Consider the following 22,247-nt stretch of genomic DNA (forward strand, 5'->3'; position numbering starts at 1 on the left):
GTCTTGTCCGATCTAGTCGGCGAGCGCGGCCATCTTCTCCTCGGCCTCGCGGTCGAGCTGGGCGCGGCTCTTCTTCTCGGCGGCGGTCTTGAGCTGCCCGCAGGCGGCGTCGATGTCGCGGCCGCGCGGCGTGCGCACCGGGGCGGAGATGCCGGCCTCGAACACGATGTCGGAGAAGCGGCGGATCCGCTCCGGCGTGGAACATTCGTAATCCGCACCCGGCCAGGGATTGAAGGGGATCAGGTTGACCTTGGCGGGCAGCTTGTAGTGGCGCAGCAGGCGAACGAGTTCGTGGGCGTCGGCCTCAGAATCATTCTTGTCCTTCAGCATCACATATTCGAACGTGATGCGCCGGGCATTGTTGGCGCCGGGATAGTCGGCGCAGGCCTGCAATAGTTCCTCGATGCCGTATTTCTTGTTAAGCGGCACGATCTCGTCGCGCACGTCCTTCGTCACCGCGTGGAGCGAGACGGCGAGGTTCACGCCGATCTCCTCGCCGGCGCGCGCCATCATCGGCACCACGCCGCTGGTCGACAGGGTGATGCGACGCTTCGACAGGGCAAGGCCGTCGCCGTCCATGACGAGCTTCAGCGCGTCGCGCACGGCATCGAAATTATAAAGCGGCTCGCCCATGCCCATCATGACGATGTTGGTGAGCATCCGCCCCTCGGGCTGGCTGGGCCATTCGCCGAGCGCGTCGCGGGCCAGCATGACCTGGCCGACGATCTCGCCCGCGGTCAGGTTGCGCACCAGGCGCATCGTGCCGGTGTGGCAGAAACGGCAGTTCAGCGTGCAGCCGACCTGGCTGGACACGCACAGCGTGCCGCGGTCGGCGTCGGGGATGAACACCGCCTCGTAATCCTGGCCGTCGGCGGAACGGAGCAGCCATTTGCGGGTGCCGTCAGACGACACCTGCGCTTCCACCACTTCCGGGCGGGAGATGGCGAACCGCTCGGCCAGCCATGGGTGCTGCGCCTTGGCGATGTCGGTCATCTGCGAGAAATCGGTGGCGCCGCGATTGTAGAGCCAGTGCCAGATCTGCTTGCCGCGCAGCTTGGCCTGACGCGGCTCCATGCCCGCGGACAGCAACGCTTCGCGCAACTGGTCCCTGGTCAGGCCGATCAGGTCGACGCGTCCATCGGGACGCGACTGCACGCCGCGGGGGACGGGCACGGGATCGATGTGCCCGGGGATGGGCATGGGGGCGGCCGAAGCTGTCTGCATGGGCGCCTATATAGCGTAAAAAGGGGCCGTTCGCTAGCGGGCGACGCAGGCCAGCGTTGCGGCGTCGATCGCGGTGGCGGCGCCCGCGAGGGCATAGGTGTCGGCAAAGGGGCGGTGGCGGGTGTCGACCGCCTCGACGCTCATCGCGCGGGCGGAGCGGAGGGCGGCGACGGCGGCGCGGTCGGTGGGCGCGTCGGGCGCCCAAAGGTCGGTGGCGGTGCCGACGAGCGGAAAGCGGCGGCCGGCGACGCTGAGGGTGACGGGCCGGTCGGGCGCGCGCCGGCGGCTGAGATGGAGATGGAGCGAGGCGCGCAAGCCCTTGCCCGGCCAGGTGCCGATGCCGGCATAGCCGCCGACCCGCCCCTGCGCGACGACGGGGCGGGCGATGGCGTAGCAGTTCGGCCCCTGGCGAAAGGCACCCCAGCCGCCGAACACGCCAATGGTTTCGCGCGCAGACGGTGCCGCCGCGGCGACCAGCAGCAGGCAAAGAAGAAGCCGGCAATAGGCCATGCAGCGGGGCATGGCGCGGAGTGTGGCGCATTGGCAACGCATTTCGCCGTTTAGCTGAGGTTCATGCAAAGCGTCGCGGATGGAGCCATGAGGGCCTGTACCCGTTTGGGACAGATATCGTCCCGCCCTTGTTGGAGTTGCCCATGCGTACACCCGTTCTTTCCGCCCTGGCCGTCACCATCGCGCTGGGCGCCGCGCTGCCCGCCGCGGCGCAGACCGCCGCGCCGTTCACCGGCCTGCGCCTGGAAGGGCTGCTGGGTTACGACAATGCCAATGACGGGGGCGGGCAGGATGCGAGCAGCGGCGACGGCCTGCTGTTCGGTGCCGCGGTCGGATACGACATGGCGATGGGCCCGGTGGTCGTCGGCGTCGAGGGCGAGCTGACCGATTCGTCCGCCGACACGCGCAGCAACAGCGTGCTGCTGGTGGGCGACCGACTCGACACCAACATGGCACGCGACCTGTATGCCGGTGCGCGCGTCGGCTACGCGATCTCGCCGGTGGCGCTGGGCTATGTGAAGGCGGGTTATTCCAACGCGCGGATCAAGTCGCGCTACGACGCAGGCGCCGGCGAATTGCGCAGTTCGGACAATCTGGACGGGCTGCGCCTGGGTGCCGGGCTGGAATATGCGCTGGGCATCAACAGCTTCGTGAAGGGCGAGTATCGCTACACCAACTATGCCCGCGTCGATGGCTATGACCGCGATTTCGAGCGCCATCAGCTGGTCGCCGGGCTCGGCTTTCGCTTTTAACGCGGGATTTACCTGAAAAGTGGAGGGGTCGGAGCCTTGCTCCGGCCCCTTTTTCGCGGGTAGGAACGAAGGCCATTTTTCACCCGGAATCGGGGGCGGCGTGATTCTGGCACGCCCCCGCGCTCCGGCGGGGGGATCACGATGAAGGCGACAATCGAACGCGCGACGCTCCTGAAGGGACTGAGCCATGTCCAGTCCGTGGTGGAGCGCCGCAACACCATCCCCATCCTGTCGAACGTGCTGCTGGAAGCGACGGCCGAGGGCCAGCTGCGCATGATGGCGACCGACCTGGACCTGCAGATCAACGAAAGCGTGATGGCCGCGGTCGACCAGCCGGGTTCGACCACGGTGTCGGCGCACACGCTGTTCGACATCGCCCGCAAGCTGCCCGAAGGGTCGCAGGTGCAGTTGACCGCGGCGGACGGGCGCATGTCGATCGTGGCGGGGCGCGCACGCTTCTCGCTGGGCACGCTGCCGCGCGATGACTTTCCCGTCATCGCCGAGGGCGAATTGCCGACGCAGTTCGAGCTGCCGGTGGAAACCTGCAAGCAGATCATCGACAAGACGCGCTTCGCGATCTCGACCGAGGAGACGCGCTATTATCTGAACGGTATCTTCCTGCACGTCGCCGAGGATCGCGGCGAGCCGGTGCTGAAGGCCGCCGCCACGGACGGCCACCGGCTGGCGCGCGTCACCATGCCGCAGCCGCAGGGCGCGGACGGCATGCCCGACGTGATCGTGCCGCGCAAATGCGTCGCCGAACTGCGCAAGCTGCTCGACGAGGTGGACGGGTCGGTCGGCGTGTCGCTGTCGGGCACCAAGATCCGGTTCGACCTGGGGCAGGCGATCCTGACCTCCAAGCTGATCGACGGCACCTTCCCCGATTACAGCCGCGTCATCCCGACCGCGAACGACAAGATCCTGAAGCTGGACCCCAAGAGCTTCATGGAGGGCGTCGACCGCGTGTCGACCATCGCGACCGAAAAGACGCGTGCGGTGAAGATGGCGCTGGACCGCGACCGGATCACCCTGTCCGTCACCAGCCCGGAAAACGGCACGGCGGCGGAGGAAGTGCCGGGCGACTATACCTCCACCCCGTTCGAGATCGGCTTCAATAGCCGCTACCTGCTCGACATCCTGGGACAGATCGACAGCGATCTGGTGGAGGTGCATCTGGCCGATGCGGCAGCCCCGACGCTGATCCGCGAAAGCGACACGGCGCCGGCGCTGTATGTGCTGATGCCGATGCGCGTCTGATCGACCGCGATTGTGACAAAGGGGGCTGCCGGCGACGGTGGCCCCTTTGCCGTTTTGGCGCGGCGCGCGTTATGGGCCGGGTGACCGCATGCTGACCCGCCTCGTCCTGACCGATTTTCGCAATCACGGCGACCTTGTGCTGGCGCCGGGGGCGGGGTTCGTCGTGCTGACGGGCGAGAACGGGGCGGGGAAGACCAATGTGCTGGAGGCGGTGTCGCTGTTGGCGCCGGGGAAGGGTCTGCGGCGGGCGGCGCTGTCGGCGATGGCGCGGCAGGGCGGGGCGGGGGGCTTCGGCGTGGCGGCGACGCTGGCCGACGGGGTGGAGGTGGCGACGGGCGCGCTGGCGTCCGCGCCGGAGCGGCGGGTGGTGCGCGTGCAGGGGGCGGCGGCGAGCGCGAACGCGCTGGCAGAGTGGCTGGGCGTGCTGTGGCTGACCCCGGCGATGGACCGATTGTTCGTGGAGGCGGCAGGCGAGCGGCGGCGGTTCCTGGACCGGCTGGTGCTGGCGCTCAGTCCGGCGCACGGGATGCACGCGACGCGCTACGAGGCGGCGATGCGCGAGCGCAACCGGTTGCTGGGGGAGGATGCGCCGGTCGATCCCAGTTGGCTGTCGGCGCTGGAGCAGCGGATGGTGGAGCATGGCGTGGCGCTGGACGGTGCGCGGCATGCGGCGGTGACCGCGCTGGACGCGACGCTGAGGGAGAGTCCGGCGGACGTGTTCGCGCGCGCGACGCTGGCGCTGGACGGCGAGGCGGTGGAGGCGGATGCCTTTGCGCATGCGCTGATGACCGGGCGGCGGCGCGACGCCGCGGCGGGGCGCACGCTGGTCGGACCGCACCGCGCCGACCTGATCGTCACCCATGCCGGCAAGGGACAGGCGGCGGCGCTGTGTTCGACCGGCGAGCAGAAGGCGCTGCTGCTGGGCATCGTGCTGGCGCATGCCGAGCTGGTTGCCGCGCGGCGCGGCGCGGCGCCGGTGCTGCTGCTGGACGAGGTGGCAGCGCATCTCGATCCCGGCCGGCGCGCCGCGCTGTTCGCGCGGCTGGAGGGGCGCGGGCAGGTGTGGATGACGGGAACGGAAGCCGCCTTGTTCGAAGGCGTGGGCGCGAACGCGACGCGGATCGCGTTATGAGGGAGTAAGCATTTCCGCCAGCGCGGTATTGCCCTGCATCCGGGCAACCGCGGCGGCGGTGTTGCCGGCATGGTCGGTGGCATTCGGATCGGCGCCGCGTTCCAGCAGCAGGGCGATGATCGCGGTCTGGTTGAACAGCGCGGCGGTCATGATCGCGGTCTGCCCGGCGCGGTTGCGGCGGTTGGGATCGGCGCCGCGGTCGAGCAGCAGGCGGGCGATATCAACATGCCCCTTGAACGCGACGCCCATCAGCGCGGAATTGCCCTGCGCGTCGCTGGCCCCGTCGGGGGCGGCGCCCTCGTCGAGCAGCAAGTCTGTGGTGGAAAGCTGGCCATTGTAGCTGGCGAGGACCAGCGCGGTGTAGCCGCGGGCGTCCTGACCTTCGATGTCGGCACCGGCGCGCAGGAGGGCGGGGATGACGTCGTCGCGGCCGATGCGGGCGGCGTCGAAGAGCAGTTCCTGGATGCGTTCGGGGGAGGGGAGCGGGGGCAGGTCGGCGAGGTCGGTCATGCGCGGGTAAACGCTGCGCATCGTCCCTTGTTGCAGGCGCGGAACGGACCGCCATTTTGCTTCCGTTCGAAGGCGTCAGACCCTATATGCTTGGCATGGCAGACACCCCCCAGAACAGTGAATACGGCGCCTCCTCGATCAAGGTGCTGAAGGGCCTCGACGCGGTGCGCAAGCGGCCGGGCATGTATATCGGCGATACCGACGACGGATCGGGCCTGCACCACATGGTGTTCGAGGTCAGCGACAACGCGATCGACGAGGCGCTGGCGGGACATTGCGACCGGATCGACATCACGCTGAACCCCGACGGGTCGGTCAGCGTCACCGATAACGGCCGCGGCATCCCGACCGGCATCCACCCCGAAGAGGGCGTGTCGGCGGCCGAGGTCATCATGACCCAGCTTCACGCGGGCGGCAAGTTCGAGAACACCAGCGACGACAATGCCTACAAGGTGTCGGGCGGCCTGCACGGCGTGGGCGTGTCGGTGGTGAACGCGCTGTCCGAATTCCTGGACCTGACGATCTGGCGCGATGGCGAGGAGCATTACATGCGCTTCGCACACGGCGATGCGGTGGCACCGCTCAAGGTGGTCGGCAAGGCCGAGCCGGGGCAGAAGGGGACGCGCGTCACCTTCCTGCCCTCACCCTCGACCTTCAAGATCACCGAGTTCGACTTCGAGAAGCTGGAGCATCGCTACCGCGAGCTGGCGTTCCTCAATTCGGGGGTGCGCCTGTTCCTGACCGATGCGCGCCATGACGAGCCGAAGACGGTGGAGCTGTTCTACGAGGGCGGGATCGCCGCGTTCGTGAAGTGGCTGGACCGCACCAAGGCGGCGCTGATCCCCGAGCCGATCGCGATCACCGGCCAACGCGACTATATCGGCATGGACGTCGCGCTGGAGTGGAACGACAGCTATTACGAGAACGTCCTGGCGTTCACCAACAACATCCCGCAGCGCGACGGCGGCACGCATATCGCCGCGTTCCGCGCCGCGCTGACCCGTACGCTCAATGCCTATGCCGACAAGTCCGGCCTGTTGAAGAAGGAAAAGGTGTCGCTGACCGGCGACGACATGCGCGAAGGATTGACCGCGATCGTCTCGGTCAAGCTGCCCGATCCGAAGTTCAGTTCGCAGACCAAGGACAAGCTGGTCTCGTCCGAAGTGCGCGCGCCGCTGGAAAGCCTGATGGCGGACAAGCTGGCGGAATGGCTGGAGGAGAATCCCGCCCATGCCCGATCGATCATCGCCAAGGTGATCGATGCCGCCGCGGCGCGCGAAGCGGCCAAGAAGGCGCGCGAACTGACCCGGCGCAAGGGCGTGATGGATATCGCCAGCCTGCCCGGCAAGCTGGCGGACTGCCAGGAAAAGGACCCGGCCAAGTCCGAGCTGTTCCTGGTGGAGGGTGATTCCGCAGGCGGATCGGCCAAGCAGGGCCGCGACCGGCATTTCCAGGCGATCCTGCCGCTTCGCGGCAAGATCCTGAATACCGAGCGGGCGCGCTTCGACCGGATGATCTCGTCCAAGGAGATCGGCACGCTGATCCAGGCGATGGGCACCGGCATCGGCCGCGAGGATTTCAACGCCGACAAGCTGCGCTATCACAAGGTCGTCATCATGACCGACGCCGATGTCGACGGCGCGCATATCCGCACGCTGCTGCTGACCTTCTTCTATCGCCAGATGCCCGAGCTGATCGAGCGCGGGCACCTCTTCATCGCGCAGCCGCCGCTCTACAAGGCGACCAAGGGGCGGTCGGAGGTCTATCTGAAGGACGAGGCGGCGCTGGACGAATATCTGGTCGAGGGCGGCGTGGGCACGATGATGCTGGAAGGGGCCACGGGCACGCGCTCGGGCCAGGACCTGAAGGCGCTGGCCGATCATGCGCGGCGGATGCGCACGCTGATGCGCTACGTGCCGCGGCGCTACGACCCCGCGATCGTCGAGGTGCTGGCGCTGGCAGGGGCACTCGACCCGATGCTGGACCGCAGCGGCCGCGAGAATGCGATCGCGGAGGTGACCCGCCGCCTCGATGCGGGCGACAGCGAGGCGACGTGGAGCGCGCGCCTGACCGAAGAGGGCGGCGTCCATTTCGAGCGGCTGTGGCGCGGCGTGACCGATCACCATATCGTCGAGGCGACCTTCCTGGTCTCCGCCGAGGCGCGCAAGCTGCATACGCTGGCGGCCGAGCAGGCGGACAGCTTCGCGCAGGCGGCCAAGCTGGTGCCGATGCGGGGCGCCGCGGGTGCCGAGGCGCCGGTCGATGCGGTGCCAACCGACGAGGACGGGCAGGCGACCGCCACGCTGACCCGCGGCCAGACGCGCGTGGCGCGGCCCAGCCAGTTGCTCGACGCGATCCTGGCGGCGGGGCGCAAAGGCCTGGCGATCCAGCGCTACAAGGGGCTGGGCGAGATGAACGCCGAGCAGCTTTGGGAAACGACGCTGGACCCGTCCAACCGCTCGATGCTGCGCGTGACCAGCGACGACGTGGCGGCGGCGGACGAGGTCTTCTCGCGCCTGATGGGCGAGGTGGTCGAGCCGCGGCGCGAGTTCATCCAGGACAATGCGCTGAACGTCGCCAATCTGGACGTGTAGACGCTGAGCCGATGTTTTCGCCCCGGCCCCTTTGAACATGGCAGGGCCGGGGACGTTCTGTTGCCGGAGCGGCGACAAGGAACGGGTGCGATGGCAAGGCTTTGGCAGGCGATGGGGATCGGGTTGGCCGGTGGGCTGGTGGCGGCCGCGGCGATGGACGCGTTCCAGCGCGGCGTGTCGCCGCTGATGGGCGGCGGCAGCAACGACGATCCCGCGACGGTGAAGGCGGCGGACAGCGCCAGTCGGCTGGTGACCGGCGACCCGGTGACGCAGAAGCGGCGCGAAACGGCGGGAACGCTTGTCCATTATGCGACGGGTGCGGCGATCGGCGTCGCCTATGGCGTGCTGGTGGCGGGCGATCCGCGCATCGCGCGCGGATTCGGCGTGCCGTTCGGGATGGCGACGATGCTGGCGATCGATGACGTCGGGGTGCCGGCCTTTGGCTGGGGGCCGGCGCCGCAGGATACGCCGGCTGTGACGCATGCATACAGCGCGGCATCGCATGCGGTGTTTGGGGTGGTGCTGGAGGGGGTTCGGCGCGGGTTGTCGTGACTCATGGCGTCATGCGTTGAACATTCATCATCCATCCGTTCGGCCTGAGCCCTTCGACTGGCTGGCTTGCCAGCCGGTCGAAGGGCTCAGCACGAATGGGCCGTGATGGATCCGATGCAACGCAGCTTGCGGTGAAGTCGGATGATATGGGCCGAACCATTGTCCGTTCGTGTCGAGACGGCGCCACACGCGGCACGGTGCCTCTCGATACGTCCTCTCGATACGCGGCTTTGCCGCTACTCGACGACTACTCGAGACGAACGGATAGAGGGTCCAACCTCATGTCATCTGCCTACGCGATGCTGGCCTTCAGCATGGCGCGGGCGCCGCGGTGGGCGGGGTCGTATTCGAGGCTGCTGTGCAGGCTTTGCGCCATGGCGCGCATCAGACGGGTGCCGAGGCCGGTACCGCGCGGCGCGGCGCCGATCGACAGGCCGCAGCCATCGTCCTCGACGATCAGCAGGAAGCCGTCGTCGCCGTCGCGGGTGAGGTGGACGCGGACTTCGCCCGAGGCGTCGGCGGGATAGGCGTATTTGCAGGCGTTGGTGACGAGTTCCGTCACGATCACGCCCAGCGACACCGCCTTGTCGGTCGGCAGGCGGATCGGCTCCGCCGCGAGGCGCAGCGCGCGTGGGGCGCTGTCGGTCGACCAGGTTTCCGCCAGTTCGTCGACCAGTGCGCCGAGATAGTCGCGCATGTCGACGCTTTCGACGTCGTTGGCGGTGTAGAGGCGGCGGTGCACCTGCGCAATCGCCTGGATACGCCGCTGCGTATCGGCGAGCGCGTCGCGCGCCTGTTGGTCGGCGAGCACGCCCGCCTGCAACCCCACCATCGCCGAGACGAGTTGCAGCGAGTTGGCGACGCGGTGGTTCACCTCGCCGAGCAACGCCTCCAGCCGGGCATTGGAGGCGCGCAGATCGGCCTCGGCCCGGGCCTTGTCGCGTTCCAGCGCGGCGCGGTCCAGCACCTGGGCGAAGCTGGCGGACAGCAGGTCGAAGAAATCCTCGCCCACCGTCTTCACCACATAATCGGCGGCACCCGCCTTCAGCGCGGCGACCGCGATGCGGCCCTCGTCCGACCCGGTGACATAGACGACCGGCGGGGGGCGGGCAGTTCGCGGATGCGTTGCAGCGTTTCCAGCCCGTCCATCCCCGGCATGTAATGGTCGACCGCGATCAGGTCGAACGACGCGGTCGCGGCCTCCGCCAGCCCGGTGGCGCCGTCCGGCGCGCTTGTCACCTGATAGCCGTGGCGGCGCAGCACGCGGCTCGCCAGCCGGCACAGTCCGGCGTCGTCGTCGATATAGAGGATGCGGGGGGCGCCGTCGGTCACGCTCAGTCCTCGATCTCCGGCACCTGGATCACCGACAGGAACAGGCCGAGCTGGCGGATCGCCTGGGCGAAGCTCTCATAGTTCACCGGCTTGGTAATGTAGACGTTGCAGCCCAGATCGTAGCAGCGCTGGATCTCCACCTTGTCGTCAGTGGTGGTCAGCACGACGACCGGGGTACGCTTGAGCGGGCTGTCCTCCGCCTTGATGCGGGCGAGGATGTCGGTGCCGCTCATGTCGGGCAGGTTGAGGTCGAGCAGGACCAGCGCCGGGCCGTTCTTGGCGGGGCCGTCGGCGGCCTCGAACAGATGCTGAAGCGCGGTGGTGCCGTCGGTGAAATGCTTCAGATCGTTCAGGATGCCGGCGCGGCGGATGTTCTTTTCGATGAGGCGGGCATGGCCCTCGTCATCCTCGATCATGATGATGCCGACGGTGCGATGGTCGTTCATGAGGCGGGCACGTCCTGATGGAGGGTGGAGGGAAGCGAGAGGTGGAAGGTGGCGCCCTGGCCGAGTTGCGACTCGACCGCGATGGTGCCGCCCAGGCGATAGGCGAGCGCGCGGACATGGGCGAGGCCGATGCCCTCGCCCGGCTGATCCTGCTGGCCGGAGCGGCGGAACAGGTCGAATATCCGCTGATGGTCGCGCGGATCGATGCCGCGGCCATTGTCCGCCACCGAGATGATGACGCGGGCCCGGTCGCGAACCGCGGACACGGTGACCTGACCGGCGCGGCCGGGCTGGAGGTACTTGGTCGCGTTCTCGATCAGGTTGGACAGGATCTGTTCGATCGCCAGCCGGTCGGTGACGATGCGCGGCATCGGCCGGCGCACGATGACGGTGACGCCGCGTTCGTCGATGACATGCTGGATCGAGGCGATAATGGTGTCGACCAGCGCGGCGGGGTCGAGCGGTTCGGGCGCGATGGTGCGGCGCCCCTCGCGGCTGAGCTTCAGGATCGCGTTGATGAGGCGGTCCATCTTGGCCGTCGAGGTGCGGATGAAACGGATCGATTCCGGCAGATCCTCGCGCGCGGCGAGGCGGGCGTCTTCGGTCACGATATGCGGCGCTTCCGCCTCGGCGCGGGTGACGAGTTCGGCAAGGGGGGCGGTGGCGGCGGAAAGCTCGGCGGTGAAGCCCATGACGTTGACGAGGGGCGAGCGCAGGTCGTGGCTGACGATATAGGCGAAGCGCTGGATTTCCTCGTTGGCGAGGGCGAGGTCGGCGGTGCGCTCCTCCACCTGATCTTCCAGCGTTTCGTTGAGCAGGCCGAGCTCGTCGCGCGAGGCGGCCAGATCGCGGGTATAGCGCAGGATGGTGAGCAGCGAGGCGAGCGCGACCAGCACGAACACGACCACGCCGGCGACCAGCACGATGTAGAACACCCGCTCGCTCGATGCGCGCTCGGTGGCGCGGTAGGCGAGGAGGCGGCGCTCGTCCGCATTCATCGCGGCGAAGTTCTCCCGCAGCGCAAGGACGATGTGCGCACCCGTCTGCGCACGGAACCGGGCAAGCGCCGCGCTGCCCCGGCCGGCACGGACAAGGGCATTGGTGCGCGCATGCTCGGCCAGCAGGGTACGGAGATTGCCGCGTACGCCGGCAACCAGTTCCTGCTGGCGCGGATTGTCCCGCGTCAGCGCGGCGAAGCGATCGACGGCGACCGGGATCGCGCCGGCAGCCCTGGCATGGGTGGTGAGAAAGGAGGCACGGCCCGACAGCATATAGCCGCGGCGCGAGGTTTCCGCCTGTTCGACCAGCCGGCCGATATCGGCGATCGTGCTTTCCACCTGGTAGGAATGGATCAGCGCGCTGGTATGACGCTGCGCATTGTTCAGCGTGAAAAAGGCCGCGAAGCCGATCGCGATAAGCGCGGCAAAGCCGAGCGCCATGCTTCCGATCAGGAAGCGGCCCATCAATCCCTTGCGTGCGATCCCTTTGGAGGCCCCCAACATGGGCCGGCCTTACGCCAAGGCTTTGTCCGGCGCCAGAGGGAGTCGTCCGCGTCGTTCCGCGTAAAAATGATGCTATCACAGGGCCTTGCTGTTCAAAAGGCGTTACAGCAGCAATTCCTGCGCGCTGGGCCGGCCGATATGGCCGCCGCCGCGGCGCCGGGCCATCTCGGTTTCCGCGGTGAAGCGGACGTCGGGATCGCGGTCCGACAGGAAGCCGACGAGCGATTCCTCCTCGATCTCGCGCCAGTCCTTGCCGCGGTCCGGGCCGTAGCGGACACGAGGCAGCAGGCCGGGCTGGCGCGACCATTCGAGCAGTTGCGCAAGGCTCGCCTCGTTCAACTGGTCCCGCAGGTGGAAGGCGGTGACATAGGCGTCTGGAAAGGCGCGGTGGATGGGCAGGCCGCGTTCATGCTCCAGCCCATCGGGCTTGCGCCAGTAGCGCAGCACCTGGTTGGAGAAGCTGGGGCTGTCCGGCCACAGGCGCAGCGCGCATTTCCAGGTGCAGATCCAGTCGGCCGAACGGGTAAAGGCGGGCGTGCAATATTGCTGCTCGAAATCGGCGCGGTGCGCGGCAAGCGCCAGGCGGCGCGGCCAGGGATCGAGCACTTGGCGCGCGACATCGTGCCACCAGGGCGCATCGGCGACCTGTTCGTCCAGGATATGATGAATCGCCTGGGTGATCGGCGGGATCGGGCGGCCGGGATTGACCAGGATGCTGCCACCCTCGCCATAAAGCTCCCAGCGGCCATCGGCGCCGAGCGCCACGTCCTGCCAGCCGACCTCGCACACGGCATGGGTGGGCGGGGCGGAGCCGGTGGTCTCCAGATCGATGACTCGGATGATGTCGGGCTGCTGGCGGGCGCGCATGCCCGCTATGTGGGCGCGCAAGGGCGGAAATGCGAGCCTTAATGGTCAACGCGTGCGCGATGGCCGCTGGCAGGCCTCAACGCCGCAGGTCGTGCGCCGCGAGGTGGCGGTCGATGGTTGCGAGCAGCCGGTCGAGGCCGGCCTGGTCCGCGGCTTCTGCACGAATGGTGAGCGCGGCCTGGGTGTTGGAGGCGCGGAGCAGCCACCAGCCGTCGGGCGTCGTCACGCGGGCGCCGTCGGTGCGATCCACCCGTGCGCCCTCCGCGACGATCGCGTCGACAATGGCATCGGCAACCGCGAACTTGCGGGCCTCCTCGACCGGTAACCGCAATTCGGGGGTGGCCACGCGCACCGGCATCGCGTCGCGCAGCGCGTCCAGCGAGCCGCCGGACAGATGAATGGCGCGGATCAGGCGAATCGCGGCGTAATGCGCATCGTCAAAGCCGTACCAATCCCGCGCAAAGAACAGATGGCCCGACATCTCGCCGCCCAGCGGCGCGCCGGTCCGCGCCATCGCGACCTTCATCAGGCTGTGGCCGGTGGGGGCCATGACCGGCCGGCCGCCCAGTTCGGCGATGCGGTCGAACAGGGTCTGGCTGGCCTTCACGTCGGCGACGATCGGCGCGCCGGGATGTTCGGCAAGCGCCGGCACCGCGAGGATGGCGAGCAACTGGTCGCCCCACAGCACGCGACCCTGTCCGTCGACCGCGCCGATCCGGTCGCCATCGCCATCGAAAGCAAATCCGAAATCGAGCTTTTTGTCGATGACGAGTCGTTTCAGATCCGTAAGATTGGCTTCTTCGGTAGGATCGGGATGATGATTGGGAAAATTTCCGTCGACATCGGTGAAAAGCAGATGATGCTCACCGGGAAGAAGCCGCGCCAGCCGCTCGACCACCGGACCGGAGGCCCCGTTCCCCGCGTCCCAGCCGATGCGGAAGCACCCCCCGGCATATCCCGCCGTCAGACGGCTGAGATAGGCCTCGATGGTCGGCGTGTCCGTCACCGTCCCAACCCGCCCCTGATCCCAGCTTTGCGTCGCGGCGATCCGCGCGAGATCCTGAATGTCCTCGCCGTAAAAGGGATGATGCTGAAGCACCATCTTGAAGCCGTTGTCCTGGGCGGGATTGTGGCTGCCGGTTACCTGTATGGCGGCTTCCACTTCTAGCGTTGCCTCCGCATGGTACAGCATCGGGGTGGGCCCCATGCCAATGCGCACCACATCCACGCCCGACGCGGTCAGCCCGTCGACCAGCGCCGCCTCCAGCGCGGGCGAGGACAGGCGCCCGTCATAGCCGACCGCGACGCGGGCTCCCCCGGCGCGGCGCACCCGCGTGGCGAAGGCACGGCCGATCGCATAGGCGGCGCCCTCGTCCAGCGTCTGCCCCACGGTGCCACGGATGTCGTATTCGCGAAGCGCGGTGGGGTGGATCGGCTTGGTCATCTCGGGTCCGCAAAGGGGGCAGGGGTCAGCTACGCGCCTTGAGCAACAGGTCGCGTGCGGCGTTGATCCGGCGGGTCAGCTCTGCCGAGCCGCCGCGATCGGGATGGGTATCGGCCACCAGCCGGCGGTGCGCGGCGCGGATGGCATCCGGCCCGGCGGCCGCGTCCAGACCGAGCAGCGCCCGTGCCGCGGTTTCATCGCTCATGCTCGCGGCCTTGCGCTTCGGCTTGGGCTTGGCCAGGAAACGCCACGCCAGCCAGATCACCAGCGCGACGATGATCCATTTCATGCCGGGATCCACTTCACGCGGCCGCGTCCGGCGCATCGGCCTCGGGCAGTTGCAGCGCCGCCATCATCTCGCGCAGTTCCTGGCGCGCGGCGACATGGGCAAGGCCCATCTGGCCGAATTCCTTGGCATCGATCATGGTCAGGCCCGCCGGAAACATCTCGCGGTAGATGACCCGTTCGCCGAGGCCCGGGATGATGCGGAAGCCGACCCGCTTGGCGAGCTGCGTCAACGCATCCGACACGCGGCGCATGTTGCGCGCCTCGATATGTTGCAGGCGGTTGCGCAGCACGACCCAGTCGATGGTGGTGCCGTCCTGCCGTGCGCGCTGCTTGCGCGCGTCCCAGATCAATTCGGAATAGAAGGAGGGGCGGGTCACCTGAAAGGTTTCGGGATGGACCTGCCCGATCAGGTCGAAATCGACAAAGCTGTCGTTCATCGGCGTGACCAGCGTGTTGGACAGGGCCGCCGCGGTGCGCGCGAACGGATCGTCGCGGCCGGGCGTGTCGACGATCAGGAAATCGGCATCCTGGCACAGCCGGAACCAGGTTTCCTCGAACCCTTCCTCGGTCTGGCTGCTGTGCGTCGCATGTTTGGGCATGGGCAGCGCGATGCCGCTGCGCCGGATGGTTTCGGCGCGATTGTCCAGATAGCGGCCGACGGTGCGCTGGCGATGATCGAGGTCGAAGCACGCGACGCGGGCGCCCTTTGCGGCAAGCGCGATCGCGACATGGACCGCGGTGGTCGACTTGCCGGTTCCGCCCTTTTCATTGGCGAAGACGATGACATGGGTATGCGGGGGCCGCTCGGGCAACTCGTCGCTTCCTTATTGATCCCTGTTGCCACCCTACATAGAAGCCCCCGGCCTGGGGAACGAGGGGTAAAATCAGTGCAAGTCATTCGCGAACGGGACGCGCTTGCCGCAGCCGTGGCGGAATATCGGTCGGAGGGCTCCCGCGTCGTGCTGGTGCCCACCATGGGGGCCCTGCATGCGGGACATGTCTCGCTGATCGAGGCGGCCAAGCGGCCGGGCACGAAGGTCGTCGCGTCGATCTTCGTCAATCCGCGCCAGTTCGGCCCGAACGAGGATCTGGGCCGCTATCCCCGGCGTGAGATGGCCGACATCCGCATGCTGACCGAGGCGGGCTGCGATGCGGTATGGATGCCCAGCGTCGACACCATGTATCCGGACGGGTTCGCCACCACGATCCACGTCTCGGGTGTGTCGGAAGGCTTCGACGGCGCGGCGCGGCCCGGCCATTTCGACGGCGTGGCGACCGTGGTCACCAAGCTGTTCAACCAGGTGCGCCCGGATGCGGCCTATTTCGGCGAAAAGGATTTCCAGCAGATCGCGGTCATCCGCCGCATGGTCGCGGACCTGGACATGGGCATCGAGATCGTCGGCGTACCGACCCAGCGCGAGGATGACGGGCTCGCCTTGTCGTCGCGCAACATCTATCTGGATGCGGACGAGCGTGCCAAGGCGGTGGCGCTGCCCCGCGCACTGGGGGTCGCCGCCCGTGCGATCGCGCGCGGCGAGGATGTCGTCGCGGTGCTGGACGATGCGCGCACCACGCTCGCCGCCGCGGGCTTCGAGGTGGATTATGTCGCGCTGGCCGATGCCGAGACGCTGGCGGTCGAGCCGGCGGCGGATCGGCCCCGGCGCCTGCTGGCGGCGGCGCGCATGGGCAGCACCCGGCTGATCGACAACGTGCCTGTCGATCAGGGTTAACACGTTAACCAGATATCGACCGAATCGGCCCCAAACCCTGTCCATCGAACGAATCGACCGAACGCACCGGTTGCGTAGATGGGCAGGAATTTTCGTCATGATGGCAAATGGGGTGGAACAGGGGGTGCGCGACGGTGTCGCGCTGTATGATCGCGGGGTCGCCTGCTCGACGGGATCGGGCGGCACGCTGCTCGACCTGGTCGAAGCGCATAAATGGTTCAATCTGGCGGCGATCAGCGGCTTCGTGCCGGCGCAGGTCGCGCGCGCCGAAATCGCGATGGACATGAGTGCCCGTGAAATCGCCGAAGCGCAGCGCAAGGCGCGCGCCTGGCTGACGGGAAGTGCGCGGGCGCACTGAGGCGCCGTCGCGCCGGAATGCAGGGCCCCCCAGCGGGGGTGCGATGATCGACGGATCATCGGGTGCAATCGCATCCGGCGGGCTGGAAGGGCTCAGCAGGGGATAAGCCCTGCGCCGCCGCGCCTCAGGCCAGGCAATCGACGTGGCTTGGACCACAGTGTCGCGGTGTGGAACGCCATGTTCGATATTGGCGGCTGTTCTGGCGTCCCACTCTTGGCGATGGCTATGTTGTTGATATAGCTAAGCAAACGCAAGCTATTACCGATGCAGGCGGTACATAAACCGTCACGTCGAATGTTCGCGACGTGTGTTTAAACGGACACAGACCCGACAGCCACGCTGCTCAGACCAATGGCCAAATGTTAAGAAAATCATGAGCTTAGCTAACGCCAAGCACCGTGGTGTAAAGTTGTTTACAATCACGATCATGGTAATCGAATAATACTTATATTAATTTCTCAAATCCGTCTTGCGGCCGTTTCGGCTCTAAGATAGTCGATGCGATCACGGCCATGCGGGGCCGAGATGCCATTGCCGGCGCAAGACCGGCAGATGGTCGGGGCGAGATTTGGAGGGGTTGCATGACGGGTCGCGGTTTGCGTGACGCTCGCGTTGGGCGTCGGGTGTTGCATGTTGGTGTATCGACTCTGGCGTTGCTGCTCGCATCGCAGCCGGCTTGGGGTCAGGCGGGCGATGTCGACGCAGGCAAGCCTGCAGGTGCGGGATCGCAGGGCACCATTTCGGGCACGCCAGCCGCCAGCGACGGCACGGCGCCGACTGCGCCGGGGCAGGCCGGGAACACCACCGGGACTGCGGGCAGTTCGGAGGAAGCGTCGGTCACACCGCCCGAGACCGAGCGCGACGAGATCGTCGTCACTGGCGTGCGCCAGAGCCTGGCGAACGCGCAGAACATCAAGCGCAATGCTGACACCGTGGTCGACGCGATCACGGCCGAGGATATTGGCGCCCTGCCGGACCGTTCGGTCAACGAGGCGCTGCAGCGTGTGGCGGGCGTTGCGATCACCCGCTTCGCCGCCGCCACCGACACCGCGCACTTCTCCGTCGAAGGATCGGGCGTCACCATCCGCGGGCTGTCCTACGTTCGTGGCGAGTTCAACGGTCGCGACAGCTTCGGCGTCAGCGGCGGTCGCGAGATCGGCTTCAACGACGTGCCGACCGAACTCGTCGGATCGGTCGAGGTCTTCAAGAACCTGACCGCCGACATGATCGAGGGTGGCATTTCGGGTACGGTCAACATCAATACCCGCAAGCCGTTCGATACCAAGGAAACGCTGATCTATCTGTCGGGCAGCGTGAACTATGGCGACTATAACGGACGCAGCGAGCCGGCGGTGGTCGGGCTGTTTTCAAAGCAGTGGGATATCGCCAGCGGCGGCCGTTTCGGCATCATGGCCAGCGGCAGCTATAACCGTCAGCGCAGCCGGTCGGACTCGGTCTTCTATTCCGCGTTCCTCCCGCGCTTCAACGACGACCGGAACGGCAATGGCGTGCAGGACGCCGGCGAAGGCCGCATCCTGAATCCCGGCACGCGGTATCAGTCGACGCTGTGGGACCGCTATCCGGTACCGGCGGGCCGCGATTTCGTGTACGTGCCGCTGGGTGCCGGCATGCGCTCGCAGGAATTCGACCGCAAGCGCGTCGGGTATTCGGCGGCAGCGCAATATGAGAATGCGCCTGGCAACCTGTTGGTCACCGCCCAGTTCCTCCGTGCGGAGTCCGCGCAGACCTGGCTCGACCGCACCGTAGAGCCGAACGTCTATTATGGCGATGCGAACCAGATCTTCCCGCAAGGCTACAACCCGTTCGGGCCGGCCACCGGACAGAGCTTCACCCAGCCGACCTATAATGACGACGGTCAGTTTACCAGCGGCACCCTGATCCGTCAGGGCGGCGGGCAATACACCACGCTCGGCAACCGCTATTTCAAAACCGACGGGTTTACGCAGGACCAGTCGCTGAATATCAAGTTCGACCCGACCGATCGCCTGCACCTGAACTTGGACGGGCAGTATGTCTATTCGAAGGCGCGCGATTCGGACGATGTTGTCGAATTGGCGACGTTCAGCGGTGTGAGGATCGACGGACGCGGCGATGTACCGCAGATCACGGTGGTCCCGCCGAACAATCAGGCGATCGGCCCGTATTTCGCGTCCCAGACCAACACCTTTATCCGCGACGCGATGAACAACCGCACGCACAGCGACGGCGACGAATGGGCGTTCCGTGCCGACGCGCAATATGACGTGTCGGAAGATTCGTTCCTGCGCAAAGTGCGTGTTGGTGGCCGCTATTCGACCCGCGACCAGACGGTGAAAGCCAACGACTACAACAATTGGGGTGCGGTATCGGACACCTGGACCTCCAGTACGGCAACTGTAGCCAAGTATGTCGACAGTATGGCGCCGGTGAACTTCTCCGACTTTTATCGCGGACAGGCAGTGCAGCCGCCGACGGTCTGGGGGATCAAGGACGGTATCCTGACCGATCATGAAGCGCTGACCAACCTGCTGCGCACCGCGACAAAGGCGTCGGGCGGCGGTTACACCCCGCTCGAGGATCGCGGCGCGAACCTGATCGACGGTTATTTCCGGCCGAATGAAGTTTATCGCATTACCGAAAAAACCTATTCGGGCTACGCCCGTGTCGACTTCGGAGTCGACAATATCGGCGGCGGCGACGCAAATCTTTCGGGTAACGTGGGCGTGCGGTTCGTCCATACCGAGGACCAATCCTTCGGCGGCACCAGCTTTCCGAACATCGCCAACACGCTTGGCGGCTTTGCGACGGTCGCCCAATTCTGCGCCAGCCCGAACACGACGAACACCGTTCGGCCGATCTGTACCGTGTCGCCGGCACAGCAGCAGGCGATCGTGGCTTTCTCGAACAACGGCTCGGAAACGAACGTCGCCACGCAGAAGTTCGACAAGTGGCTGCCAAGCCTGAACGTCAAGTTCCAGCCGAACGGACAGTTGCTGTTCCGCCTGGCGGCATCAAAGGCGATTTCGCGTCCCGGCTTTACCGATCTCCGCAACTTCGTCGGTCTGGCCCCGTCGACGGCAAATACGACCGGCATCTATGGTTTCAGCGCCAATTCGCGGAACCCGTTCCTGCGGCCGATCGATGCCAAGCAGGTGGACCTGACCGCCGAATGGTATTTCGCCAAGGTCGGGTCGCTGACCGGCGCGGTCTTCTACAAGCAATTGTCTAACATCATCCTCGACAATTTCGGATATAGCCGCAGCTTCACGAACAACGGCCAGACCTTTGCAGCGACGATCAACGGTCCGGTCAACGTGCCCGGCAATGCCAACATCAAGGGTGCCGAGCTGTCGTACCAGCAGACCTATGACTTCTTGCCTGGTGCGTTGCGCGGGCTGGGGACGCAGGCGACGTTCACCTATATCGAGCCGGGCAAGATCCCGAACGCGGTACCGGACAACCGGCCCGAGGACGGCAATCGTCCGCCGCTCGACGTGGCGGGGCTGTACGACAACTTGCCGCTGGCGCAGTTGTCGAAATACAACTTCAACGTCTCGGCTTTTTATGATCTGGCCGGGATCTATGCCCGCGTCGCCTATAGCTGGCGGTCGAAATATCTGCTGACCAATCGTGACTGCTGCTTCCCGTTCTTGCCAGTCTATGCCTTGGGTGTCGGCCAGTTGGACGGATCGCTGATCTATACGGTCAACCGCAACTTCAAGATCGGCCTGCAGGTCCAGAACCTGCTGGATACGACCACCAAGACGACCTTTGTCCTCAACCGCGAAGGCCTGGAAGCACCGCGCACCTACTTCAAGAGCGACCGCCAATATCAGATGACGGTTCGCTTGACACTCTGACGATCGAAGAAAACATCAAGACGTTCGGGGCGGCGCGATCATCTCGCGCCGCCCCGAATGCGTTTGGCGGGCGTGGCTTTTCGAAGGGACATGGCGTTGCCGCGCGCACGAGCGGGGCTCGTCACGCGATCGCCGGATTATTGATTTGGAAGCTGGCGCACCCGACAGGATTGTGTGTGTGGCACCAAACCCTCCTCAAAATATTGATAATGATGGCTTTAACCACGATCGCGTAACACGATTGTGTAGCATGGAAGAGTAATAGAGAGACTGGCAATGGGAGGGATTTTCCCTCGCGTCGGCTCATAGCACTGCCACGGAGCAAGCCGACCTTTGACATACCGTGACCTAGCGGGCGGGCCGGTTCGGCGTCGAAAATCAGTTCTTGACTGGCGGAAAGGCCATCTCCGCATAGTGATAGGTCCGAACCATACGGCTGTGAAGCGCCCGGTCCCTGCCGGCCTCATCGATCGGGAGATCCTTGAGCGTAAGGAGATAGCAAAGAGCCTCAAGCGCCGCAGTGGACGCCATCAGGTCGGCAACCTCTTCTCCGTCGCTACCTTCAATGTAGCTGTGAGCTTCCTGACCGCGTAATCGCATAGCTCGGACTAGCGTCGATACGATGTTGCGACCGCTCGGCAAGGGCTCGAAGGCTTTCGTGCCGAAGACTGTAACGACCGAGCCGACGAGCCGCAGAAACCGCGCTTCATTGCTTTCTCGCTTGATCGACCGCAGCGAACCGGCAATTCGACGACCGAGATCACGACAACCTTGTGCCTGCGCGGCTTCCTCTGCCGCCTTTAGGATGACGGCCAATTGTTTGTCATCGAGTGCACGCTCGGCCCGCCCACCCGGTATGGCCTCCAGCCAACGACATGCCATCAGCAGTCTTTGGCCGGAAACCTGCCTGACTAGCCCTAGCGACCCCATCATAAGCGCAGTCGCTTTGGCCCAATCGTCATCCCGCGACAGCCAAGCTCGCAGACAGCCTTTCAGTGCAACGAGGTCGGCAGCCTTATAGGCCATAAAGAAGCTGTTGCGGACATGGAGATCGTGTTTCTCAACCTCGGCTGGCTTCCAGAGATATACAACGCTGTAGTTCTCATCGGTGTGCTTATCCTCTTCGATCGCGGCCAGCCATTCGGCATGGCTTTGCGGCGAAATCGTTATGTCTTTAGGGGTAAGCTGCAAACCGGCTCCTGCCGAGAAAAACTGAAGCAAGCTGTGCACCGGATCGAGATAAGTCTTCAATGTTCTCGGCTCCTCAAACTCAATCTCGAAAAGGGGTTCCCAATCGTTGGTGCCGAACTCGAACGATCCGCTAAGTGAATACCAGCATTTGAAGACCATCCCCGCCACCGTCACCTCGAACAATGGGTCAGATGCTGCTTTTGGGGGAAAGCGCCGTCCCTGCGCAGCCCGCAAACGCTCCCGATTATACAGCAGCGCCTTAGCGTGCGGCACGCGGAACATAACACTCCGGATCGGATTTGCTGGCTGCCAAGGCTTATGGCCAGATACCACCGTATTCGCGCTAATCTCCGCAAAATAGGTCGTTGCCTGTGGTTCCCAGAGGTAGCTTGAACGACCCGGACCGCTGGCAACCGTGTCGAGCATCGAAACGACCAGATTATCTTCCAGCCTCAGGTAAACCGGCGCTCCTTCCTCCAGATGAAAGAACTCTTCATAATCAAAAAGCTTTACCCCCATGCTGTCCGGATCACAGCAAAACACGCCGGTAGGCCGCCGGCCATCGGTCAGTTGCTGGCAATGATAACGGCGCCCCGGCTCTAGCTTGGTTGACATACCTCCTTATATGGCCGCTCCAGGCATGCGAAGCCACCTGAACTACGCCGGAACTCATGGATGGGGTCCTGAGCGTGCGACCG

20 protein-coding genes are annotated in these 22,247 nt (G+C 65.8%); 8 read left to right on the plus strand and 12 right to left on the minus strand.

Annotated features, from left to right (window positions below; all coding sequences use genetic code 11):
• Positions 1–12: 12 nt before the first annotated feature.
• Positions 13–1,224 carry a 23S rRNA (adenine(2503)-C(2))-methyltransferase RlmN gene (gene rlmN / locus NPJ82_RS02475; RefSeq protein WP_112381902.1) on the minus strand — a complete coding sequence of 404 codons (1,212 nt, stop codon included), beginning with the start codon at positions 1,222–1,224 and terminating at the stop codon, positions 13–15.
• A gap of 33 nt (positions 1,225–1,257) precedes the next feature.
• Positions 1,258–1,746 carry a hypothetical protein gene (locus NPJ82_RS02480; protein WP_342658234.1) on the minus strand — a complete coding sequence of 163 codons (489 nt, stop codon included), beginning with the start codon at positions 1,744–1,746 and terminating at the stop codon, positions 1,258–1,260.
• 131 nt (positions 1,747–1,877) lie between these two features.
• On the opposite strand from NPJ82_RS02480, the gene NPJ82_RS02485 reads away from it, so the two are divergent.
• The 3 genes from NPJ82_RS02485 (at position 1,878) to recF (ending at position 4,875) form a co-directional block, all read left to right on the plus strand.
• The gene (locus NPJ82_RS02485; protein WP_112381904.1) at positions 1,878–2,486 is read left to right on the plus strand and encodes an outer membrane beta-barrel protein; all 609 of its coding nucleotides are present in this window, start codon (positions 1,878–1,880) and stop codon (positions 2,484–2,486) included.
• Between the two features lie 141 nt (positions 2,487–2,627).
• Positions 2,628–3,743 (plus strand): DNA polymerase III subunit beta, encoded by a 1,116-nt coding sequence (gene dnaN, locus NPJ82_RS02490; RefSeq protein ID WP_112381905.1) that lies wholly within the window; start codon positions 2,628–2,630, stop codon positions 3,741–3,743.
• A gap of 88 nt (positions 3,744–3,831) precedes the next feature.
• Positions 3,832–4,875, plus strand: a complete 1,044-nt coding sequence (recF, locus tag NPJ82_RS02495) for a DNA replication/repair protein RecF (protein WP_342658235.1) — start codon at positions 3,832–3,834, stop codon at positions 4,873–4,875.
• On the opposite strand, the gene NPJ82_RS02500 is transcribed toward recF, so the two are convergent.
• Positions 4,870–5,406 (minus strand): ankyrin repeat domain-containing protein, encoded by a 537-nt coding sequence (locus NPJ82_RS02500; RefSeq protein WP_342658236.1) that lies wholly within the window; start codon positions 5,404–5,406, stop codon positions 4,870–4,872. The genes recF and NPJ82_RS02500 overlap by 6 nt on opposite strands.
• Positions 5,407–5,480: 74 nt before the next feature.
• On the opposite strand from NPJ82_RS02500, the gene gyrB reads away from it, so the two are divergent.
• Both gyrB and NPJ82_RS02510 read left to right on the plus strand, forming a co-directional pair.
• The gene (gene gyrB / locus NPJ82_RS02505) at positions 5,481–7,979 is read left to right on the plus strand and encodes a DNA topoisomerase (ATP-hydrolyzing) subunit B (RefSeq protein ID WP_342658237.1); all 2,499 of its coding nucleotides are present in this window, start codon (positions 5,481–5,483) and stop codon (positions 7,977–7,979) included.
• 90 nt (positions 7,980–8,069) lie between these two features.
• Positions 8,070–8,531 carry a DUF1440 domain-containing protein gene (locus tag NPJ82_RS02510; RefSeq protein ID WP_342658238.1) on the plus strand — a complete coding sequence of 154 codons (462 nt, stop codon included), beginning with the start codon at positions 8,070–8,072 and terminating at the stop codon, positions 8,529–8,531.
• A gap of 292 nt (positions 8,532–8,823) precedes the next feature.
• On the opposite strand, the gene NPJ82_RS02515 is transcribed toward NPJ82_RS02510, so the two are convergent.
• The 8 genes from NPJ82_RS02515 to NPJ82_RS02550 form a co-directional block, all read right to left on the minus strand.
• Positions 8,824–9,552 carry a sensor histidine kinase gene (locus NPJ82_RS02515; RefSeq protein WP_342658239.1) on the minus strand — a complete coding sequence of 243 codons (729 nt, stop codon included), beginning with the start codon at positions 9,550–9,552 and terminating at the stop codon, positions 8,824–8,826.
• 23 nt (positions 9,553–9,575) lie between these two features.
• Positions 9,576–9,863: a response regulator gene (locus NPJ82_RS02520; protein ID WP_342658240.1), complete on the minus strand. Its 288-nt coding sequence runs from the start codon at positions 9,861–9,863 to the stop codon at positions 9,576–9,578.
• A 2-nt stretch (positions 9,864–9,865) separates the two neighbouring features.
• The gene (locus NPJ82_RS02525; RefSeq protein WP_112381909.1) at positions 9,866–10,309 is read right to left on the minus strand and encodes a response regulator; all 444 of its coding nucleotides are present in this window, start codon (positions 10,307–10,309) and stop codon (positions 9,866–9,868) included.
• Positions 10,306–11,811, minus strand: coding sequence for an ATP-binding protein (locus NPJ82_RS02530; protein WP_342658241.1), 1,506 nt, complete (start codon positions 11,809–11,811; stop codon positions 10,306–10,308). The genes NPJ82_RS02525 and NPJ82_RS02530 overlap by 4 nt, the downstream gene beginning before the upstream one ends.
• Positions 11,812–11,913: 102 nt before the next feature.
• Positions 11,914–12,678, minus strand: a complete 765-nt coding sequence (locus tag NPJ82_RS02535) for an exonuclease domain-containing protein (protein ID WP_112381911.1) — start codon at positions 12,676–12,678, stop codon at positions 11,914–11,916.
• A 76-nt stretch (positions 12,679–12,754) separates the two neighbouring features.
• Entirely contained in the window at positions 12,755–14,122 is a 1,368-nt protein-coding gene (locus tag NPJ82_RS02540) for a phosphomannomutase/phosphoglucomutase (RefSeq protein WP_342658242.1), read from the minus strand.
• Positions 14,123–14,147: 25 nt separating this feature from the next.
• The gene (locus tag NPJ82_RS02545) at positions 14,148–14,411 is read right to left on the minus strand and encodes a J domain-containing protein (RefSeq protein ID WP_149682274.1); all 264 of its coding nucleotides are present in this window, start codon (positions 14,409–14,411) and stop codon (positions 14,148–14,150) included.
• A gap of 13 nt (positions 14,412–14,424) precedes the next feature.
• Positions 14,425–15,222: a division plane positioning ATPase MipZ gene (locus NPJ82_RS02550; RefSeq protein ID WP_112381914.1), complete on the minus strand. Its 798-nt coding sequence runs from the start codon at positions 15,220–15,222 to the stop codon at positions 14,425–14,427.
• Between the two features lie 75 nt (positions 15,223–15,297).
• On the opposite strand from NPJ82_RS02550, the gene panC reads away from it, so the two are divergent.
• The 3 genes from panC (at position 15,298) to NPJ82_RS02565 (ending at position 20,358) form a co-directional block, all read left to right on the plus strand.
• Entirely contained in the window at positions 15,298–16,140 is an 843-nt protein-coding gene (gene panC, locus NPJ82_RS02555; protein WP_342658243.1) for a pantoate--beta-alanine ligase, read from the plus strand.
• A gap of 97 nt (positions 16,141–16,237) precedes the next feature.
• Positions 16,238–16,498 carry a hypothetical protein gene (locus NPJ82_RS02560; protein WP_112381916.1) on the plus strand — a complete coding sequence of 87 codons (261 nt, stop codon included), beginning with the start codon at positions 16,238–16,240 and terminating at the stop codon, positions 16,496–16,498.
• A gap of 653 nt (positions 16,499–17,151) precedes the next feature.
• Positions 17,152–20,358 (plus strand): TonB-dependent receptor, encoded by a 3,207-nt coding sequence (locus NPJ82_RS02565; RefSeq protein ID WP_342658244.1) that lies wholly within the window; start codon positions 17,152–17,154, stop codon positions 20,356–20,358.
• Between the two features lie 378 nt (positions 20,359–20,736).
• Here the strand turns inward: NPJ82_RS02565 and NPJ82_RS02570 are convergent, their stop codons facing one another.
• Positions 20,737–22,164 (minus strand): hypothetical protein, encoded by a 1,428-nt coding sequence (locus NPJ82_RS02570; RefSeq protein WP_342658245.1) that lies wholly within the window; start codon positions 22,162–22,164, stop codon positions 20,737–20,739.
• Positions 22,165–22,247 lie beyond the last annotated feature (83 nt).

This window comes from Sphingomonas sp. NY01 (assembly GCF_038809135.1).
Classification (GTDB): domain Bacteria; phylum Pseudomonadota; class Alphaproteobacteria; order Sphingomonadales; family Sphingomonadaceae; genus Sphingomonas; species Sphingomonas carotinifaciens.

Excerpts from the sequence above, each read along its gene's own strand:
- rlmN (WP_112381902.1), bottom strand. The coding sequence starts at position 1,224 with ATGCAGACAGCTTCGGCCGCCCCCATGCCCATCCCCGGGCACATCGAT.
- NPJ82_RS02480 (WP_342658234.1), bottom strand. The coding sequence starts at position 1,746 with ATGCCCCGCTGCATGGCCTATTGCCGGCTTCTTCTTTGCCTGCTGCTG.
- NPJ82_RS02485 (WP_112381904.1), top strand. The coding sequence starts at position 1,878 with ATGCGTACACCCGTTCTTTCCGCCCTGGCCGTCACCATCGCGCTGGGC.
- dnaN (WP_112381905.1), top strand. The coding sequence starts at position 2,628 with ATGAAGGCGACAATCGAACGCGCGACGCTCCTGAAGGGACTGAGCCAT.
- recF (WP_342658235.1), top strand. The coding sequence starts at position 3,832 with ATGCTGACCCGCCTCGTCCTGACCGATTTTCGCAATCACGGCGACCTT.
- NPJ82_RS02500 (WP_342658236.1), bottom strand. The coding sequence starts at position 5,406 with ATGCGCAGCGTTTACCCGCGCATGACCGACCTCGCCGACCTGCCCCCG.
- gyrB (WP_342658237.1), top strand. The coding sequence starts at position 5,481 with ATGGCAGACACCCCCCAGAACAGTGAATACGGCGCCTCCTCGATCAAG.
- NPJ82_RS02510 (WP_342658238.1), top strand. The coding sequence starts at position 8,070 with ATGGCAAGGCTTTGGCAGGCGATGGGGATCGGGTTGGCCGGTGGGCTG.
- NPJ82_RS02525 (WP_112381909.1), bottom strand. The coding sequence starts at position 10,309 with ATGAACGACCATCGCACCGTCGGCATCATCATGATCGAGGATGACGAG.
- NPJ82_RS02530 (WP_342658241.1), bottom strand. The coding sequence starts at position 11,811 with ATGTTGGGGGCCTCCAAAGGGATCGCACGCAAGGGATTGATGGGCCGC.
- NPJ82_RS02535 (WP_112381911.1), bottom strand. The coding sequence starts at position 12,678 with ATGCGCGCCCGCCAGCAGCCCGACATCATCCGAGTCATCGATCTGGAG.
- NPJ82_RS02540 (WP_342658242.1), bottom strand. The coding sequence starts at position 14,122 with ATGACCAAGCCGATCCACCCCACCGCGCTTCGCGAATACGACATCCGT.
- NPJ82_RS02545 (WP_149682274.1), bottom strand. The coding sequence starts at position 14,411 with ATGAAATGGATCATCGTCGCGCTGGTGATCTGGCTGGCGTGGCGTTTC.
- NPJ82_RS02560 (WP_112381916.1), top strand. The coding sequence starts at position 16,238 with ATGATGGCAAATGGGGTGGAACAGGGGGTGCGCGACGGTGTCGCGCTG.
- NPJ82_RS02570 (WP_342658245.1), bottom strand. The coding sequence starts at position 22,164 with ATGTCAACCAAGCTAGAGCCGGGGCGCCGTTATCATTGCCAGCAACTG.